This is a genomic window from Thermococcus sp. 21S9, from assembly GCF_012027635.1.
Classification (GTDB): Archaea; Methanobacteriota_B; Thermococci; order Thermococcales; family Thermococcaceae; genus Thermococcus.
In genome coordinates, this window is the sequence record NZ_SNUS01000001.1 from 179,378 (window position 1) to 194,136 (window position 14,759).

Genomic DNA, 14,759 nt, shown 5'->3' on the forward strand with positions numbered 1-14,759 from the left:
GCTCAGATATTTCCGATTCGCTGGAGGACCATTCCCTCTATTCTTATCGGCTCGGCCCTCCTCGCGAGAACTATCGCCTGGTCGAGCCTCGCCTCGTGCTCGGCGTGAATCGTGAAGAGCGGGTCGCCTTCTTTGACCTTCTCGCCGACCTTGACGTAGAGCTCCAGTCCGGCACCCTTGTCCTCGGGAGCTCCGGCGGCCCTCGCGATGGCAGTTATCGCCCTGTTGTCTATCGCGGTGACGTAACCGCTCGTTGGGGCCGTGAAGGTGTAGGTCTTGTCGCCTATCGGAATCTCTTCGGGCTTGATGTTGGGGTCTCCTCCCTGGGCCTCGATGATTTCCTTCATCTTCTCCCAAGCCTTTCCACTCTCGAGAATTTCCCTGGCCATCTTCTTGCCCATTCCCTGGGGCGCAACTCCGCCCATCTCGAGCAGGATTCCGGCCAGCCCGGTGGCCTTCTCTATCAGGCTTCCCGGCCCCTTTCCGGTCATGAGCGTCATAAGGGCTTCCCTCGCCTCGAGCGCCGGGCCGACGGTGTGTCCTATAGGCTGGCCACCGTAGGTTATGGCCACCTCAACGTACTGGCCGAGCCTCTTGCCGAGCTCTATGAAGTCCCTCGCGAGGGCCCTCGCCTGCTCGACGGTCTCAACCTTGACGCCCTTTCCTGTTGGAATGTCTATGAGGACGTACTGGCTTCCCATGGCGTACTTCTTGGACATTATGCTCGCGAGCATGAGCCCAGTCGGGTCGATGCTGAGGGCGCGCTCGGCCTTGATTGTGATGTCATCTGCGGGAGCGAGGTTCAAGGCTCCTCCCCAGACGAGGCACGCGCCGACCTTCTCGACTATCCTCTTGATTTCGTCGAGGGAGAAGCTGACGTTTGCGAAGACCTCGACGACGTCTGCAGTTCCAGCGGCGCTGGTTATGGCCCTTGAGCTGGTCTTCGGGATTGTTAACCCAGCAGCGGCAACGATGGGCACGACGAGTATGTTGGTCTTGTTGCCCGGAACGCCACCGATGCTGTGGACGTCCATTATCGGCTTCCTGTCGATGTCGAGCATGTCACCGGTTTCGGCCATTGCTATGGTTAGGGCCGCAATCTCGTCCATATCGAGGCCGTTTATCTCGAGTGAGGTGACAAAGGCACTTATTTCGATGTCCCTGAGCTTCCTGTCGACGATGTCCCTGATTATTGCTTCAATCTCGACCTTTCTGAGCTTCTCTCCGTTCATCTTCTTCTTTATGTAGCGGACACTCTCAGGGGTTCCAGCAGGAATAACCGCAACGGTCTCCCCTTCGGAGAAGCTGTGGAGTTCAAGGACGTCCCTGCTAACTCCAACCTCCCCCCTCTCCACGAGGTTGCTTATGACAACGCTTCCGTAGACCGTCTTCTTCCCGGCTTCGAGCTTCACAAGGTCATCCGGGTGGAGTTTGGCCTCCTTGGCGTCCTCTTCGTTTATGAGAACCGAATACCGACCGCTGTAGAAGTCGAGAATCCTGACCTTTGCCCTCATTCTTTCACCCCCTGTGAATTTATCTTCTCTGTCAAAGCGTACTTAAATGTTTTCGAGAAGCGTGCGCCAAAAGGAAAGACATGAAAAATCTCAATAGTCAGAGACTTGTAGAAGTCTTCAATCGGAGAGGCTCTCACCGTACTGAACCTTGGATTGTATTATAGTTTCGAGCTCACCGGTTCTCAGTAGCAGTTTGATAACGTCCCCCGTCACGTCCCTGATTGCGGGAGGAAGCACACCTGAGCCGGACAAGTAGTACTTGACGACCTCCTCCAGGGGGGCGGTGTAAAGCTTTCCGTTGAAGACAAAAACCTCACCTTCGTTTATCTCCACAAGTTTGTCGTTATACCCCAGCTTGGTTCTCATCGCCCCCCACCCCCAGAATAGGAAGCACAACAGAGGTTTTAAAATTTAACGGCCCAGAAAAGTTTAATAACAGAGGGTAAAAGAAGGTCAGAGGTTTCTGACTTCCTCGTCTATTGATTCCTCAAGGGTCCTCTCCCAGTCGTCGACGTCGAACTGCTCCAGCTCGCCTTCAAGTTCCTCTTTGAGGCTCATGACACGCCTCTTGAGGGCAGTCTTGGTCTCCTCGTCGTAGACAACGTAGTACGGGTTGTTCTTCGCTGAGAGGTAGAGGATTGCCAGTATTATGACGAGGATGAAGAGTATTATGACCAGCCCGTAGAGGATGACCTCCGCCATCACTTCTTCCCTCCGAATATGGCTTTGAAGACCCTCTTAATCGGGCTCTCGGGCTCGGGCGGCTGCCACTTGATTCCGGCAAGCTTGGCCGCGAGCTGTTTGATGGCTATGGCAGCGGGGCTCGTGGGGTTCTTGATGACGAGCGGGACACCGTAGGCGCTGGCCCTCTTGACCTCGGGGTCTTCCGGAATCATGGCCAGGACCGGGACCTCGAGGATAGCCTCTATTTCTTCCTTGGTGAGTTCGGTCTTCTCGTTGGTGACCCTATTGAGAACAACGCCGAGCGGGAGGGTTCCAAGCTTCTCGGCGATGAGCTTGGTCTTGAGCGAGTCAGTTATGGCAGAAATTTCCGGGTTGGTGACGATGATGAGCTCCTTACCGATGAGGAGAGCTGTTACGGAGGTCATCTCAAGTCCCGCTGGCGCGTCGATGAGGACGAAGTCCGCCATCTGACCGATTTCCCTCATGAGCTCCCTGAGCCTCTCGGGCTTGGCCTTCTTGACCTTTTCAAGGCTAAGTCCACCTGGTATGACCTTGACTCCAGCCGGTCCCTCGTAGATTGCGTCCTTGAGGTCAGCCTCCCTCGCGAGAACGTCGTGGAGCGTGATTGGTATGTCCTCCATTCCAAGGACGAGGCTAAGGTTTGCCATGGTCAGGTCAGCGTCGAGGAGAATCACTTCCTTGCCGAACTGGGCTAAAGCAACACCCAGGTTTGCCACGGTTGTAGTTTTACCGGTTCCACCCTTTCCGGATGCAAAAACTATTGAACGCCCTTCCAAAGCCGACACCTCCGGTAAAATCATGATAGGCATGTACTAATTTAAGGCCTATGGTGCACTGCGAATATCGCTTATGGAGAAGTGCTTTTAGCTTTTGCGGTGGAAATAAAAAGAAGTAATCGCCAGAAATGTTCATTCGGCGTTCTCGTCCTTTTCTTCCTTTGTCTTGGCGGTGTATGCTTTCGCAGCATCACCAACTGCCTGGAACAGCTTCAGCATCTCCATCGGGAGCGGTAGAACTATGACGTTGCTCTTATCGCTGGCAACGTCGCTTATCGTCTGAAGCGTCCTGAGCTGAAGGGCCATCGGGTGCTCGCTGATTATCTGCGCGGCTTCACGGAGCTTCTCGGCAGCCTGCCTCTCGGCCTCGGCAAGGAGAATCCTTGCCCTCCTCTCCCTTTCGGCCTCTGCCTGCTTGGCCATTGCCCTCTGCATTCCGCTGGGGAGCTCAACGTCCTTTATCTCAACGGTGGTTACCTTGATACCCCACGGGTCCGTTGCCTCGTCGATAATCTTCTGGAGCTGGAGGTTGAGCTTCTCCCTCTCACTCAACAGCTCGTCGAGGTGCGCCTGTCCAATGACACTCCTCAACGTCGTCTGGGCAATCTGGCTGGTGGCCATTATGTAGTTGCTGACCTGAGTGACGGCCTTAACAGGGTCGACGACGCGGAAGTAGACGACCGCGTTGACCCTGACCGGAACGTTGTCCTTGGTTATGGTCTCCTGAACCGGAACGTCGAGAACCCTCGTACGGAGGTCAACTATGACTGCCTTTTCGAAAATCGGGATTATGAAGAACAGTCCCGGACCCCTGGCACCGACGACCCTACCGAGACGGAATATAACAGCCCTCTCGTACTCCTTGACGATTTTTATGGCGCTTGCCAGTATAATCAAAACAAAAAGCAAAACGATTCCCAAAACGATGGTCCCAATCGCCATCAGCTATCACCCCTAACTTTTTCAACTATAAGAGTCAGCCCCCTGACCTCAAGAACCTTAACCCTCTCCCCGACCCTAATCATCGAGCCGTCCTTGGAGACTGCCTTCCATAGCTCTCCGCGGACTTTAATTATGCCCTCGGGGTTAAGGTCCTCAACAACCTTGCCGACCTCCCCAACGAGTTCTTCCCTGCCCGTCTCGGGTTTTCTACGGTGGGCCTTGACAACAGCGGCCATTCCGAAGAGGAAGAACAGGGCAAGCAGGACTCCAGTAACGATTATCGCCACCCTGAGGGTCTCGAAGGTTGAAGCGCTCACGAGGTAAACACCTCCACCACCTTTGCCGAAGAGTATCAGACCGCCGAGGATGAAGCTAATGAGCCCCGCGACGGTGAATAGTCCAAACGTTGGTGTCAGCGCCTCCGCAATGAAGAAAATCATGCCGAGGATTATTAGCACAAGGCCGGCCTCGTTGTAGCCAAAGTATCCCATTCCAATGACACCGAGAACGAGCAGTATCGCCCCGAGGGTTTCCGGAACGTGCCAGCCGGGCGTTAGAAAGCCGAAGACAAGGCCGAGCATCCCTACCACGAAGAGAAGGTAGGACACAGCGGGGTTAGCAAGGAACGTGACTATGCGATAGCTGATTGATGGATTCAATTCCTTAACTTCAACGTTCGTGAAATTTAAGGTGACGTAGCCCTTTCCGGCCACGGGAACCTTCGTTCTCATTCCATTGGCCTTCTTAAGGAGGTCGGGAACGTCGTCCGCTACCACCTCAATCACGTGGGCGTTCAGAGCCTCTTCGGGTGTCAGGCTCAGGTCTTCCAGCACGAACTTCTCGGCGGCTGTTACGTTTCTACCGCTTTCCTCTGCGAGAGAGCGCATGTAGGCGGTGTAGAAGTTCCTAATCTTTGCTGGAGCGCGTATTATACTCCCGTTGGCGGCGTAGCCGAGTATTGGCTCGCACGCCCCTATGCTCGTTCCGGGGGCCATTGCTATTAGATGGGCGCTCATCGCGATGTAAGTTCCGGCGGAAGCCGCTATTGCGCCCCTTGGGTAAACGTAGATTATCACGGGAACCGTCGAGTTCTGGATGAGAGAAACGATGCGCATCATCGCGTCGCCCTGACCACCGGGCGTGTTGAGCTCTATAATCAGAGCCTCGGCGTTGTTTTCCTCGGCGGTCTTTATGTAGCTCGCGAACTGGTCGGCGGTGTACTGTGTTATCGTGCCGTCTATCTTGCCCACGTAGACCACTTTCTTATCAGCGGAAACCCCAGGGAGGAGCAGTATTGAAACGAACAGTATTACGAGCAGGGCACGCTTCATGGCTCTCATCAGAGGGAATACCACTTAAACGTTTAAAACTTTTGCCTGCAGGCAAGAGTTAGGAAAGCCATTTATATGCCGGACCCCAATGGGGAACATGCTGACCGGAACATACCGGAAGTACCGCCTTGCGGACCGCCTTACGGAAGGTGAACTGAAACGGCAACTTGCGAGAAAGCTTGTGATGGAACTCGCAAGGTACTCACACAGAGAGCCCTTCTGGGAAACCGTTCGAGAGCTCGGACTGAGGCCTGACCACGTCAAGGAGGTAATGCTCTTCCTTGAGGAGAACGGGGAAATCGAGATAAGGCGCTCCTCCGACGGAAAGAGGCTATGGGTCCTGACCCTAAGGGATATAAGGCGCAATCCCGTAAAGCTCGACCGATGGTTAGCGTTGAAAAAACCGCAAAGGAAATGATACGCAACGGCACCTGGGCCTTCAGGGACGGCACGTTCTACCAGGCCCTGAGGCTGAGCAACGGGAAAACTGGAGTGGTCGCCTACGACGGGGACTTCCTCTTCCCCGAGAACTGGGGGAGAGGGGAGAGAAGAGAGGCGAGGGAAAAGCTAACCTTCATTCTCGGCCTCGACACGGATTTGGATTCCTTCTACGCAGAGATAGGCGATTCGCCCTTCGCGTTCCTCATCGAGGAGTTCTACGGTCTAACGATTCCCGCATCGCCGGGCCCCTACCAGGCCCTCGTCGAGGTGATAGCTCAACAACAGGTTAACTACGAGTTCGCCCAGCGGACGATTAGGAACCTCGTGGAACTCGCAGGAGAGTCAGTTGGCGAACTCTACGCTTTTCCGACTGCCGAGCGGATTGCAGGGCTGAGCGAGGAGGAGCTGAAGAAGGCCAGACTCGGTTATAGGGCGGGCTACATAAAGTCCCTCACGGAGCTCTATTTAAAGGGTGAGCTGAACCTCGAACTCTGGGACCGGGAAGTCGATGATGCTATCAAATACCTCACGAGGTTCCGCGGGATAGGGAAGTGGAGCGCGGAGCTGTTCCTTGCTTACGGACTTAGGAAGAACGTCTATCCGGCGGGAGACCTCGGCCTGAGGAGGGGAATAGCGAAGATTTTCGGCAAAAGGCCGAAGGAGGTTAAGGAGAGGGACGTTAGGGAGCTCATCGAGCCCTACGGAAGGTGGAAGGGGCTTTTGGCCTTCTACATCCTCTGCTACGACAGGAAGACCGAGATGGAGAGGAAGGTTAAAATACGGAGTTGAAGAACATTAGGCGGTGGGACAATGCTAGTTGATATGAAGACCCTCTCCGTTCTAATGGAGATGCGAAGCAAAAGGAGGGTAAAGAAGGGCTCCGCCGAGAGAATGCTGGGCATACTCGAAGGAAAACTGCCCGAGGGCATGACCAGTGTGGAACTGATTAGGAAGATAAGGGAGGAGGAGTATGATTAGAGCATATCTCGACACAAATGTCCTTCTGAACGTATGGTTTAAGGAAGAGGACCCAAAAACAGGAGCCAAGCTGTGGGAGGCCCCACTTCGGATTTTAGAGCTCATTGAAGAAGGCAAAATTGAAGGTGTGGTCTCAATATTCACACTTATGGAAAGCGCCCACGTCTTCAAAAGGAACGGACTGAACCCCGAGAGAGTCAGGGAGATTGAAGACGTTGGTATAGAGGTTTACATTCCCAACGAACTCGTTTTAATTGACGCTTTCTCCTTCCAACTAAAGCTTGGAACCGACCCCTATGACTCCGTTGCGCTGGCTTCTGCACTGGCATCGAGGTGTGATGTTCTGGTAACAAGGGATGAGTCATTCAGAAAGAAGGTACGGGAGCAGATAACAACACTTAGTCCGGAGGAATTTATTGAATGGATTTCCATGCGTGATGAACCATGAAAGTAACGGTTGTTCTGCCCCGCGAGAAGTTCAAATCCCTGAAGGGAAGGGACGTTAAAGCCCTAATCAAGGAGAACCTCCCTAAAGTTGAGGAAACCCTCAGAGCCGAGAGGGAGGAGTTCCTTCGGGAGAAAATTGGGAAGCTCGAGGAGAAGCTCCGGGAAATGGAGAACCAGCTCGACGAGCTGAGGGCGTTCTACGAGAAGGCCTTGAATGACAAGGAACTCATGATGACCGAGCGCGATAAGCTGAGAAAGGAGAACGAAGAGCTGAGGAAAAGGCTCGAAGAGAGGAGAAGTTCACAAGACGTGAACAATTCGTTCACGGAGCGTGAACGAAGATGAAGCTCACAATCAAACCCGATAGGGGCTTCGGGAAGGTTGAGGTCGAGCTCGGCGAGCTCTCGGCCGAGATTGAGAAGCTCGCGGAGCGCTACGGCGTTCCCCCTGAGAGGATTATTGAAATCGCACTCACCGGGGAGTTCAAGAAGTCAAAGGGAGAGCTTGAGCAACTCGAAAAGAAATCTGAGGAGCTTGAAAAGAAGGTCTGGAGGCTCGAAAAGGAGTACGCCCCGCTTCGCTACAAGGCCTACGGCCTTAGCGAGGACAACAAAATTCTTGCAATCGAGCTATCGGGCCTGATAGCGGAGAACAACCAGTTAAGGCGCTTCTTGAGGCTCCCCCCGAACAGGAACCTTGAGCTGAGAAAGCTTATATCCTACTACCTTCAAGGTTGAAGCGCGGATGATGACAGCGAATTGCACCGAACGCTGTGATGACGAGGACTGGCCCTGACGCCGTCCCGGGCCGGCCGTGAGGAATCCAAGACGGGATGAGCGAAGGCGATGATATACCCTATGAGCGCCGAGCCGGTCCGGGGCGTTGGATAAATTCCAATTTTCTGGACAAAGCAAAATTTATAAACCATTGAACCGTTTCTTGCCCTACTGCACGGGGGTGTACAGCATGAAGAGGTTAAGTGCACTGGTTATCGTGGTTTTCCTTCTGGCCATGGTTCCGGCCTTCCACCCGGTTGGGGCCACCCAGACGGACCTTAGCGGGTACACCATCTGCGTCGATGCTGGCCACGGCGGAACCGACCCGGGAGCGGTTGCGAACGGCGTCGAGGAAAAGGACATCAACCTCGCGATAGCCCTCAAGGTTGCCAAGCTCCTTGAGGAGGACGGTGCGAAGGTCGTTCTAACAAGGGACGGCGACTACTACGTTTCCCTCTCCGACAGGGTGAGCATAGCCAACTCCGCCGGCTGTGACATCTTCATCAGCATACACGCCAACGCCGCGAGCGACACCTCTGCGAGCGGATTCGAGGTCTACCACTACTACGGCTCGACCAAGGGTAACCTGCTCGCAACGTACGTTGACGAGGAAATAGCCAAGGAAATCCCGCTCAAGAACAGGGGCGTCAAGGAGGCCGGCTTCTACGTCATCAAGTACACCACCATGCCGGCGATACTCATCGAAACCGGCTTCGTCACCAACACCTACGACGTGAGCATCATCACCGACGAGAACTACCAGTGGAAGTACGCCTACGCGATTCTTCACGGCGTTCAGCGCTACTTCGGCGTTCCGGTCCACGACCCGGTTCCGACGGTTACAGGCATCAGGTTCGCCCAGCACGACGGTTACTTCCGCGTCGTCCTTGACGTGAGCCAGAACACGAGCTACGAGACGTTCTATTACTACTACGGCTACTACGTAGTTGTTGAGGTTCCAAACGCCAAGCTGGCCGACCTCGGCTGGAGCACCGACGGCGACTGGCAGTACACCTCGACCGGCTCATCAACCGTCCCCTACATCTACGCCACCGAGTACAACGGAACCGTTTACGTGGTCCTCGAACTCAACACACCGTACGCCAAATACAGCGCCTTCACCCTGAGCGACCCGTATAGAATCGTGGTGGACGTCTACAGCTAAACCGCCCCTGCTCTCTCCAATATTTTTGGTATCTCGACCGGCTCGAGGGCGCTCTCGACGATGTAGCCCTTCTCCACGAGGATTCTCGAAACGAGTTCCTCCCGCGTGAGGCCGTCAAGGGTTCTGTCGCCGTAGAACATCAGCTCCGGCAGAAGAAGCAGGCCGAGGTCAACCTCTGGAAGCTTTTCAACGGTTCTGAGCACGTCCCTGCCCGTGAGCAGGCCCGCTGTCCCTATGTTCCCGCCGAAGAACTCGTTTTTAACCGCCACGACGGGAATCCTCGGGAAGATTCGCCTCAGCTCTGGATAAGCCAGCTCCCCGGTCAGTATGTAGGTTGGCATCTCAGGCTCGATTTCAAAGGGACCAACATCGAGCCGGAACTCGCCGAGAAGGGCCTTGAAAATCGGCGGAATCACGACCTTTATTCCGGTCTCCCTCCCTGCATCGAGAGCCGTCTCCTTGACGAAGATTAGCTCGTCCCTCGTTAAGGGCCTAACGTCCCGGTTGTATTTCGTCACGCCGACTGGAAAGAGTCTAACCTCGGCAACGCCCATCGAGGCCAAATCCCGGATTATCTCCCCGATGTCGTCGACGTTGTAGCCCGGAGTGAGGATTATGTCCGCTATAACGCGGAAAGTTTGGGCCACAAGGGGAAGGAGGTCTATAAGTTTACCGGCGAGCGGGCTTCTCATGAGGGCGATTCGCCTTTCCTTCTTGGTCGTGTGAACCGAAATCTGCATCTCGTCGAGACCGGCTTTTTGAAGGCTCTCAACCCTCTTCTCGTCGAGCCCGACGTTTCCAGCTGTATCTGTAACTCGAATCCATAGCTCGGGATAGTGCTCGCTCACGTAGGCAATCCTTCTCTCGAGCTCCGGGTCGTTCAGGGTGTCGTGGAAGGAAACGCGGTAAATCATCTCGGGCGGATTCTGCCGGAGGTAGCAGAAGAGGCAGTAACTCCCGCACGGACCGGCTTTGCTCGATGGGGGGATGACTACCAAATCGTCCCGCTCATCGACGCCGTCCAGCTCGTACTTGGTGATTCTCCTCAGCTTGAAGTCCTCGGTGAACTCGTACATGCTCGAAACTCGAGCTGGGTTTTTAAAAGCTTAAGGTGAACCCGGTACGGTGGTGGCATGATAATAGCTGTAACCGGAACGCCCGGGGTCGGAAAGACGACGGTTTCGAAGCTTTTGGCTCAAAAGCTCGGCTACGAGTACGTCAGCCTGAGGGACTACGCGATGGAGAAAGGCATCGGCGAGATGAAGGGCGATGAGCTTGAGGTCGAGGTTGACGAGCTGGCCTACAACTTCGAGCGGGACTTCAAGGGAAAGAACGTCGTCGTTGACGGGCATCTGAGCCATTTCCTCAACGCCGACATCGTGGTTGTGCTGAGGGCGCACCCGAGGCTAATCGGCGAGAGGCTAACCGAGAGGAGCTATCCGCGGGAGAAAGTTGGAGAAAACGTCGAGGCCGAGTTGGTTGATGTCATCCTCGTGGAAGCGCTCGAGGAAAACGAGAACGTCATAGAGGTTGACACAACCGGAAAGACGCCGGAAGAAGTTGTAAACGAAATTTTAGAGCTGATTGAGAAAGGTGTTAGGAGAAGGGTCGGTGTAGTTGACTGGAGCGAGGTCTACGACGAGGTGATTCCCTACCTGCGCCTCTGACGCCTTCTCTTTTTCGGTACAAGCTTAACGGGACTGCCACAATCGGGACAGATACCTTCAGGGGGCATCTCGGAAAAGCGCTTCCCACAGCCGATACAGACGTAGTTCCAACGCATCACTCGCTTTATTCCTCGCTTGAGGGTCTTGAAGGGAATTCCGAGGGTTTTCGCTATGTTCTGGAGATTGTAATCGTCGGTGAGGAGCGTTGCCTTGAGTTCGTAAGCCAATGCCAGAATTTCCAAATCTGCCTCGCTGAGCTCTTCCAGTTCTCCGGTTCTTCTCGCGGATTCCTTAACGGCCTCAACGCTCTCCTTTGAGGGAACGAGAACCTTAACCTTTCCCGCGCTTATCAGGCCCTCTAAGAAGAGCCTCGACTCCGGGTCCTTGACCTCTTCAACGACCTTCGGCGTCGTGAAGCCCTCGACGTCTATCCCCTGAATGAATATCGCGATGTCTATCACCTGCATGGTTCAAGCTCCGGGAAAGCCTTTTTTAGACTTCCGTCGAAATGAGGCCGGTGGGAGCATGAGGGTCGATTTGAACTCCGACCTCGGGGAGAGCTTTGGGAGGTACAAGTTGGGTCTCGACGAGGAGGTCATGAACTACATCACGAGCGCCAACGTCGCCACCGGCTGGCACGCCGGCGACCCGCTGGTAATGAGAAAGACAGTCAGGCTCGCGAAGGAGAAAGGAGTCGCAGTCGGCGCGCATCCTGGCTATCCTGATTTGATGGGCTTCGGAAGGAGGTACATGAAGCTCACGCCGGAAGAGGCAAGGAACTACGTCCTCTACCAGATTGGGGCGCTCTACGCGTTCACGAGGGCTGAAGGCCTCGAACTCCAGCACGTCAAACCGCACGGGGCACTTTACAACGCCCTCGTTAAAGAGGAAGAGCTCGCGAGGGCAGTTATAGAGGGGATAGCGGACTTCGATAAAAAGCTAATTTTTGTAACGCTCTCAGGCTCGAAACCAGCAGAAATAGCCGAGGAGATAGGCGTCAAGGTTGCCCACGAGGTCTTCGCTGACAGGGCCTACAACCCCGACGGGACCCTCGTTCCGCGTTCGAAGCCCGGAGCGGTTATTCACGACAAGGAGGAGATAGCGGAGCGCGTTATCTCTATGGTCAAGGACGGCGGGGTTAGAGCAACCAACGGCGAATGGATTGAGCTTAAGGCCGATACAATCTGCGTTCACGGCGACAACCCGAAGGCCGTTGAGATAGCAAAGCACATCCGGGAGGTCCTTGAGCGGGAAGGGGTTAGGATAGTGCCGATGAAAGAGGTCGTCCGTTAGGTTTATCATGCCTTAACGAGTATAACAAACCGGGGGAGAGAAATGGAAGTTATAGATGCCGTTTACGAAAACGGTGTTTTCAAGCCAACCAAAAAGCCCAACATTCCAGATAAAAGGAGAGTGAAGCTAATAGTAATTGATGAGTTTCTGAAAGACCTGGAGGATGCATTTGGAATCTTTGAAGAGGACATTGACGTCAGAAAACTTCGCGAGGAGTGGGACAGGGATGTATCTGGTGGACACTGATGTCCTGATAGACGTACTGAGGGGAGTCAATGAGGCAAAGCAATACCTAACGGAACTGGCAGGGGAAGGGCTTGCGGTCTCCGTAATAACCGTCGCCGAGCTTTTCTCCGGCAGGGACACAAAAGACCCTGTTAAGAGGGAAAAAGTCCTTAAACTCCTGAGGCACTTTGAAGTAATCCCCATTGATAACGAAATAGCCGTTCTCGCGGGAGAAATTCGGAGGGACTACGGCCTTCATCTTGGAGACGCAATTATCTCGGCAACTGCAATAATCCACGGCCTAACCGTTGTAACCGGCAACCTGAAACACTTCGGGAAGGTTGAAGGGCTTCCAGTAATCAAACCGCCGTATAGGTGAGACCATGAACTTCAAACCCCTCGGTGACTCGGCGTTACTCGTCTCCTTCGGAGAGGTCATCGACGAAGAGACCAACGACCGCGTTCACGCCCTCGCGAGGGCGATAGAGAAAGCGGATTTCGAGTGGCTCGTCGAAGTCGTTCCCGCTTACTCTTCCCTCGCGGTAATCTACGAGCCGGAGCTCATAGACTTTGAAGGGGTCAAGCGGGCAATCCAGGGGCTTGAGTTCTCGGCTGAGAAGTTCAAGGGGAGGCTTGTTGAGATTCCAGTTCTCTACGGAGGCAAGTATGGCCCGGATTTGGAGTTCGTCGCCCAGTACAACGGCCTAACCCCTGAGGAGGTCATCGAAATCCACTCAAAACCTGTCTACCGCGTCTATTTCCTCGGCTTTCTGCCCGGCTTCGCCTATCTGGGTGGCATGGACGAGCGCATAGCGACGCCCCGCCTCGAAAAGCCCAGACTGAAGGTGCCAGCAGGCTCGGTCGGGATAGCCGGAAAGCAGACCGGCATCTACCCCCTCGAAAGCCCCGGAGGCTGGAGGCTCATCGGGAGAACACCACTGAGGCTCTTTGACCCATCGAAGGAACCGCCGACACTCCTTCAGCCCGGCGACAGGGTAAAGTTCGTACCGATTGATGAAGGAGAGTTCGAAGAGCTCTACAGGGCTGAATGGGGGCGCGAAAATGATTGAACTCCTCAAGGCCCCATCCCTTTTGACGGTTCAGGACTCCGGCCGGAAAGGATACAGAAAGCTCGGCGTCCCGGTTTCAGGCTACATGGACGACTACTCCGCGAGGATAGCCAACTACCTCGTTGGAAACCCCGGCGATGCTCCCCTTCTCGAGTTCCTCCTGACCGGGCCGACGCTGAGGTTCAACACCTCCGCCGTCTTCGCCGTTGCCGGAGACGTTGACGTCAGGCTCAACGGCGTTCCCATCGAACCCTGGACGAGCCACTGGGCAAAGAGGGGAGATATCCTCGAAGTTGGGACGCTGAGGAGCGGTCTCTACGGCTACATCGCTTTCGCCGGCGGAATAAAGTGCGAGAAGCTCTTAGGCAGTTGTTCGACCTACGCCAAAGCGGGTCTTGGACGGCCTTTGGAAGTTGGAGATAAACTTATTCTCGGCTATGCAATATTGACCGGCAAAGAGGGGCGCAGACTTCCCGAGGAGCTGAGACCGGACTACTCGGCAGAGGAAATAACCGTCGGTGTCGTTCTCGGCCCGGATTTGGAACACTTCACCAAGGAGGGTGTGAGGACGTTCCTGAGCGAGGCCTACACCGTAACGCCGGAATCAGACAGGATGGGCTACCGCCTCGACGGAAAAGCGATAGAGCACTCCGAGAAAGGCGCTGGAATAGTCACCGGTCCGCTCGTCCCCGGGACGGTTCAGGTTCCAGCCAACGGAAAGCCCATCGTGATGATGCGCGACGCTCAAACCACCGGCGGTTACGCGAGGATTGGCGTCGTTGCGAGTGCGCATCTGCACCGACTTGCCCAACTGAGGCCTGGTTTTAAGGTGCGCTTTAGGGAGACAAGCGTTGAAGAGACCAGAAACGAGCTCTTGAAGAAAGAGAAGACGCTTGAGGCGATAAGGCGTTTCCTTGCCGGGAGAATGAGGGCATACAGGATAAAAACCGAAAAAGCAGAGACGATAGCATTCGCGGGGGAGTAATCACTCCTTCTTGCGCATTACCTTGGCAATCTTGTAGGTCTTTCCGTCGCACTCGATTTCTCCCGTTATCTCGATGATTTTCACGTGGTCGCCTTCAAAGAGGCCCTCCGGCTTGAAGAGGTCCCTCTTCTTGGGGTCACTGCACTCCTCGAACTTCAGCTGGATTATCGAGCCGACTATAGCTAATCTCGGCTCTATCGCCACCTCGACGCTCGGCTCGACGACTTCAACAACCCTAACCTTGCCCTCGTGCAGTGGACAGGAGTGCGACGGCATGCTCCTCACGCGCAGAATCTTGTACCTCCTGCCCGGTTCGAGGTTTCCGACGCAGACTCCTGCCAGCTTGCAGGTTTTGCACGGCTCGGCTGGTCCATAGAATATGAACTCAACACCCGGTTTCGCAAGCTTTTCACCGACTAACGTGATTATGGCCATTCCAAACAC

22 protein-coding genes are annotated in these 14,759 nt (G+C 54.8%); 13 read left to right on the forward strand and 9 right to left on the reverse strand.

The annotated features are described in order from the left end of the window. Window positions 1-2: 2 nt before the first annotated feature. The 6 genes from E3E28_RS01050 to E3E28_RS01075 form a co-directional block, all read right to left on the reverse strand. Window positions 3-1,514, reverse strand: coding sequence for an AMP phosphorylase (locus E3E28_RS01050; protein ID WP_167913689.1), 1,512 nt, complete (start codon window positions 1,512-1,514; stop codon window positions 3-5). Between the two features lie 117 nt (window positions 1,515-1,631). Beyond that, entirely contained in the window at window positions 1,632-1,880 is a 249-nt protein-coding gene (locus tag E3E28_RS01055) for a hypothetical protein (protein WP_167913690.1), read from the reverse strand. Between the two features lie 87 nt (window positions 1,881-1,967). Then, window positions 1,968-2,216 carry a hypothetical protein gene (locus E3E28_RS01060; protein WP_206203782.1) on the reverse strand — a complete coding sequence of 83 codons (249 nt, stop codon included), beginning with the start codon at window positions 2,214-2,216 and terminating at the stop codon, window positions 1,968-1,970. Continuing rightward, window positions 2,216-2,995, reverse strand: a complete 780-nt coding sequence (gene minD / locus E3E28_RS01065; protein ID WP_167913692.1) for a cell division ATPase MinD — start codon at window positions 2,993-2,995, stop codon at window positions 2,216-2,218. The genes E3E28_RS01060 and minD overlap by 1 nt, the downstream gene beginning before the upstream one ends. Before the next feature lie 132 nt (window positions 2,996-3,127). Next, window positions 3,128-3,937 (reverse strand): slipin family protein, encoded by an 810-nt coding sequence (locus E3E28_RS01070; protein ID WP_167913693.1) that lies wholly within the window; start codon window positions 3,935-3,937, stop codon window positions 3,128-3,130. After that, the gene (locus E3E28_RS01075; protein ID WP_167913694.1) at window positions 3,937-5,277 is read right to left on the reverse strand and encodes a nodulation protein NfeD; all 1,341 of its coding nucleotides are present in this window, start codon (window positions 5,275-5,277) and stop codon (window positions 3,937-3,939) included. The genes E3E28_RS01070 and E3E28_RS01075 overlap by 1 nt, the downstream gene beginning before the upstream one ends. A gap of 88 nt (window positions 5,278-5,365) precedes the next feature. Between E3E28_RS01075 and E3E28_RS01080 the strand changes: the two genes are divergently transcribed. From E3E28_RS01080 to E3E28_RS01110, 7 genes are all read left to right on the forward strand, one after another. Next, window positions 5,366-5,686 carry a hypothetical protein gene (locus tag E3E28_RS01080; RefSeq protein ID WP_167913695.1) on the forward strand — a complete coding sequence of 107 codons (321 nt, stop codon included), beginning with the start codon at window positions 5,366-5,368 and terminating at the stop codon, window positions 5,684-5,686. Further along, on the forward strand, window positions 5,653-6,498 hold the full coding sequence (locus E3E28_RS01085; RefSeq protein ID WP_167913696.1) for a DNA-3-methyladenine glycosylase: 846 nt from the start codon (window positions 5,653-5,655) through the stop codon (window positions 6,496-6,498). Before E3E28_RS01080 ends, E3E28_RS01085 begins: the two co-directional genes overlap by 34 nt. A gap of 21 nt (window positions 6,499-6,519) precedes the next feature. After that, window positions 6,520-6,687, forward strand: coding sequence for a hypothetical protein (locus E3E28_RS01090; RefSeq protein ID WP_167913697.1), 168 nt, complete (start codon window positions 6,520-6,522; stop codon window positions 6,685-6,687). Further along, window positions 6,680-7,135 (forward strand): PIN domain-containing protein, encoded by a 456-nt coding sequence (locus E3E28_RS01095; RefSeq protein WP_167913698.1) that lies wholly within the window; start codon window positions 6,680-6,682, stop codon window positions 7,133-7,135. Before E3E28_RS01090 ends, E3E28_RS01095 begins: the two co-directional genes overlap by 8 nt. After that, the gene (locus tag E3E28_RS01100) at window positions 7,132-7,479 is read left to right on the forward strand and encodes a hypothetical protein (RefSeq protein ID WP_167913699.1); all 348 of its coding nucleotides are present in this window, start codon (window positions 7,132-7,134) and stop codon (window positions 7,477-7,479) included. Before E3E28_RS01095 ends, E3E28_RS01100 begins: the two co-directional genes overlap by 4 nt. After that, complete coding sequence (locus E3E28_RS01105; protein WP_167913700.1) at window positions 7,476-7,871, forward strand: hypothetical protein; 396 nt, start codon at window positions 7,476-7,478, stop codon at window positions 7,869-7,871. Before E3E28_RS01100 ends, E3E28_RS01105 begins: the two co-directional genes overlap by 4 nt. Before the next feature lie 229 nt (window positions 7,872-8,100). Further along, a complete protein-coding gene (locus tag E3E28_RS01110; protein ID WP_167913701.1) occupies window positions 8,101-9,075 on the forward strand; it encodes an N-acetylmuramoyl-L-alanine amidase in 975 nt (324 codons plus the stop codon). Here the strand turns inward: E3E28_RS01110 and E3E28_RS01115 are convergent. Beyond that, entirely contained in the window at window positions 9,072-10,151 is a 1,080-nt protein-coding gene (locus E3E28_RS01115; RefSeq protein ID WP_167913702.1) for a DUF512 domain-containing protein, read from the reverse strand. The two genes, E3E28_RS01110 and E3E28_RS01115, sit on opposite strands and share 4 nt — an antisense overlap. A 57-nt stretch (window positions 10,152-10,208) precedes the next feature. Here E3E28_RS01115 and E3E28_RS01120 point away from each other — a divergent pair, with 57 nt between their 5' ends. Beyond that, window positions 10,209-10,742, forward strand: a complete 534-nt coding sequence (locus E3E28_RS01120) for an adenylate kinase family protein (protein ID WP_167913703.1) — start codon at window positions 10,209-10,211, stop codon at window positions 10,740-10,742. Here E3E28_RS01120 and E3E28_RS01125 read toward each other — a convergent pair. After that, on the reverse strand, window positions 10,727-11,209 hold the full coding sequence (locus E3E28_RS01125) for a type II toxin-antitoxin system VapC family toxin (RefSeq protein ID WP_167913704.1): 483 nt from the start codon (window positions 11,207-11,209) through the stop codon (window positions 10,727-10,729). The two genes, E3E28_RS01120 and E3E28_RS01125, sit on opposite strands and share 16 nt — an antisense overlap. Window positions 11,210-11,267: 58 nt before the next feature. On the opposite strand from E3E28_RS01125, the gene E3E28_RS01130 reads away from it, so the two are divergent. Genes E3E28_RS01130 through E3E28_RS01150 form a run of 5 tightly spaced genes read left to right on the forward strand, consistent with a single transcriptional unit; the run spans window position 11,268 to window position 14,315 of the window. Beyond that, window positions 11,268-12,035: a LamB/YcsF family protein gene (locus tag E3E28_RS01130; protein ID WP_167913705.1), complete on the forward strand. Its 768-nt coding sequence runs from the start codon at window positions 11,268-11,270 to the stop codon at window positions 12,033-12,035. A 42-nt stretch (window positions 12,036-12,077) separates the two neighbouring features. Beyond that, window positions 12,078-12,281 carry an antitoxin family protein gene (locus tag E3E28_RS01135; protein WP_167913706.1) on the forward strand — a complete coding sequence of 68 codons (204 nt, stop codon included), beginning with the start codon at window positions 12,078-12,080 and terminating at the stop codon, window positions 12,279-12,281. After that, the gene (locus tag E3E28_RS01140; RefSeq protein ID WP_167913707.1) at window positions 12,262-12,639 is read left to right on the forward strand and encodes a type II toxin-antitoxin system VapC family toxin; all 378 of its coding nucleotides are present in this window, start codon (window positions 12,262-12,264) and stop codon (window positions 12,637-12,639) included. The genes E3E28_RS01135 and E3E28_RS01140 overlap by 20 nt, the downstream gene beginning before the upstream one ends. A 4-nt stretch (window positions 12,640-12,643) precedes the next feature. Beyond that, the gene (gene pxpB / locus E3E28_RS01145; RefSeq protein WP_167913708.1) at window positions 12,644-13,330 is read left to right on the forward strand and encodes a 5-oxoprolinase subunit PxpB; all 687 of its coding nucleotides are present in this window, start codon (window positions 12,644-12,646) and stop codon (window positions 13,328-13,330) included. Beyond that, entirely contained in the window at window positions 13,323-14,315 is a 993-nt protein-coding gene (locus E3E28_RS01150) for a biotin-dependent carboxyltransferase family protein (RefSeq protein WP_167913709.1), read from the forward strand. The genes pxpB and E3E28_RS01150 overlap by 8 nt, the downstream gene beginning before the upstream one ends. Here E3E28_RS01150 and E3E28_RS01155 read toward each other — a convergent pair whose 3' ends face one another. Further along, window positions 14,316-14,750: a UPF0179 family protein gene (locus E3E28_RS01155; RefSeq protein WP_042690696.1), complete on the reverse strand. Its 435-nt coding sequence runs from the start codon at window positions 14,748-14,750 to the stop codon at window positions 14,316-14,318. Window positions 14,751-14,759: the final 9 nt, after the last annotated feature.

Excerpts from the sequence above, each read along its gene's own strand:
- E3E28_RS01125 (WP_167913704.1), bottom strand. The coding sequence starts at position 11,209 with ATGCAGGTGATAGACATCGCGATATTCATTCAGGGGATAGACGTCGAG.
- E3E28_RS01105 (WP_167913700.1), top strand. The coding sequence starts at position 7,476 with ATGAAGCTCACAATCAAACCCGATAGGGGCTTCGGGAAGGTTGAGGTC.
- E3E28_RS01060 (WP_206203782.1), bottom strand. The coding sequence starts at position 2,216 with ATGGCGGAGGTCATCCTCTACGGGCTGGTCATAATACTCTTCATCCTC.
- E3E28_RS01120 (WP_167913703.1), top strand. The coding sequence starts at position 10,209 with ATGATAATAGCTGTAACCGGAACGCCCGGGGTCGGAAAGACGACGGTT.
- E3E28_RS01055 (WP_167913690.1), bottom strand. The coding sequence starts at position 1,880 with ATGAGAACCAAGCTGGGGTATAACGACAAACTTGTGGAGATAAACGAA.
- E3E28_RS01080 (WP_167913695.1), top strand. The coding sequence starts at position 5,366 with ATGCTGACCGGAACATACCGGAAGTACCGCCTTGCGGACCGCCTTACG.
- E3E28_RS01115 (WP_167913702.1), bottom strand. The coding sequence starts at position 10,151 with ATGTACGAGTTCACCGAGGACTTCAAGCTGAGGAGAATCACCAAGTAC.
- pxpB (WP_167913708.1), top strand. The coding sequence starts at position 12,644 with ATGAACTTCAAACCCCTCGGTGACTCGGCGTTACTCGTCTCCTTCGGA.
- E3E28_RS01090 (WP_167913697.1), top strand. The coding sequence starts at position 6,520 with ATGCTAGTTGATATGAAGACCCTCTCCGTTCTAATGGAGATGCGAAGC.
- E3E28_RS01100 (WP_167913699.1), top strand. The coding sequence starts at position 7,132 with ATGAAAGTAACGGTTGTTCTGCCCCGCGAGAAGTTCAAATCCCTGAAG.
- E3E28_RS01050 (WP_167913689.1), bottom strand. The coding sequence starts at position 1,514 with ATGAGGGCAAAGGTCAGGATTCTCGACTTCTACAGCGGTCGGTATTCG.
- E3E28_RS01095 (WP_167913698.1), top strand. The coding sequence starts at position 6,680 with ATGATTAGAGCATATCTCGACACAAATGTCCTTCTGAACGTATGGTTT.
- E3E28_RS01140 (WP_167913707.1), top strand. The coding sequence starts at position 12,262 with ATGTATCTGGTGGACACTGATGTCCTGATAGACGTACTGAGGGGAGTC.
- E3E28_RS01075 (WP_167913694.1), bottom strand. The coding sequence starts at position 5,277 with ATGAGAGCCATGAAGCGTGCCCTGCTCGTAATACTGTTCGTTTCAATA.
- E3E28_RS01110 (WP_167913701.1), top strand. The coding sequence starts at position 8,101 with ATGAAGAGGTTAAGTGCACTGGTTATCGTGGTTTTCCTTCTGGCCATG.
- E3E28_RS01155 (WP_042690696.1), bottom strand. The coding sequence starts at position 14,750 with ATGGCCATAATCACGTTAGTCGGTGAAAAGCTTGCGAAACCGGGTGTT.
- E3E28_RS01085 (WP_167913696.1), top strand. The coding sequence starts at position 5,653 with ATGGTTAGCGTTGAAAAAACCGCAAAGGAAATGATACGCAACGGCACC.
- E3E28_RS01150 (WP_167913709.1), top strand. The coding sequence starts at position 13,323 with ATGATTGAACTCCTCAAGGCCCCATCCCTTTTGACGGTTCAGGACTCC.
- E3E28_RS01070 (WP_167913693.1), bottom strand. The coding sequence starts at position 3,937 with ATGGCGATTGGGACCATCGTTTTGGGAATCGTTTTGCTTTTTGTTTTG.
- E3E28_RS01135 (WP_167913706.1), top strand. The coding sequence starts at position 12,078 with ATGGAAGTTATAGATGCCGTTTACGAAAACGGTGTTTTCAAGCCAACC.
- E3E28_RS01130 (WP_167913705.1), top strand. The coding sequence starts at position 11,268 with ATGAGGGTCGATTTGAACTCCGACCTCGGGGAGAGCTTTGGGAGGTAC.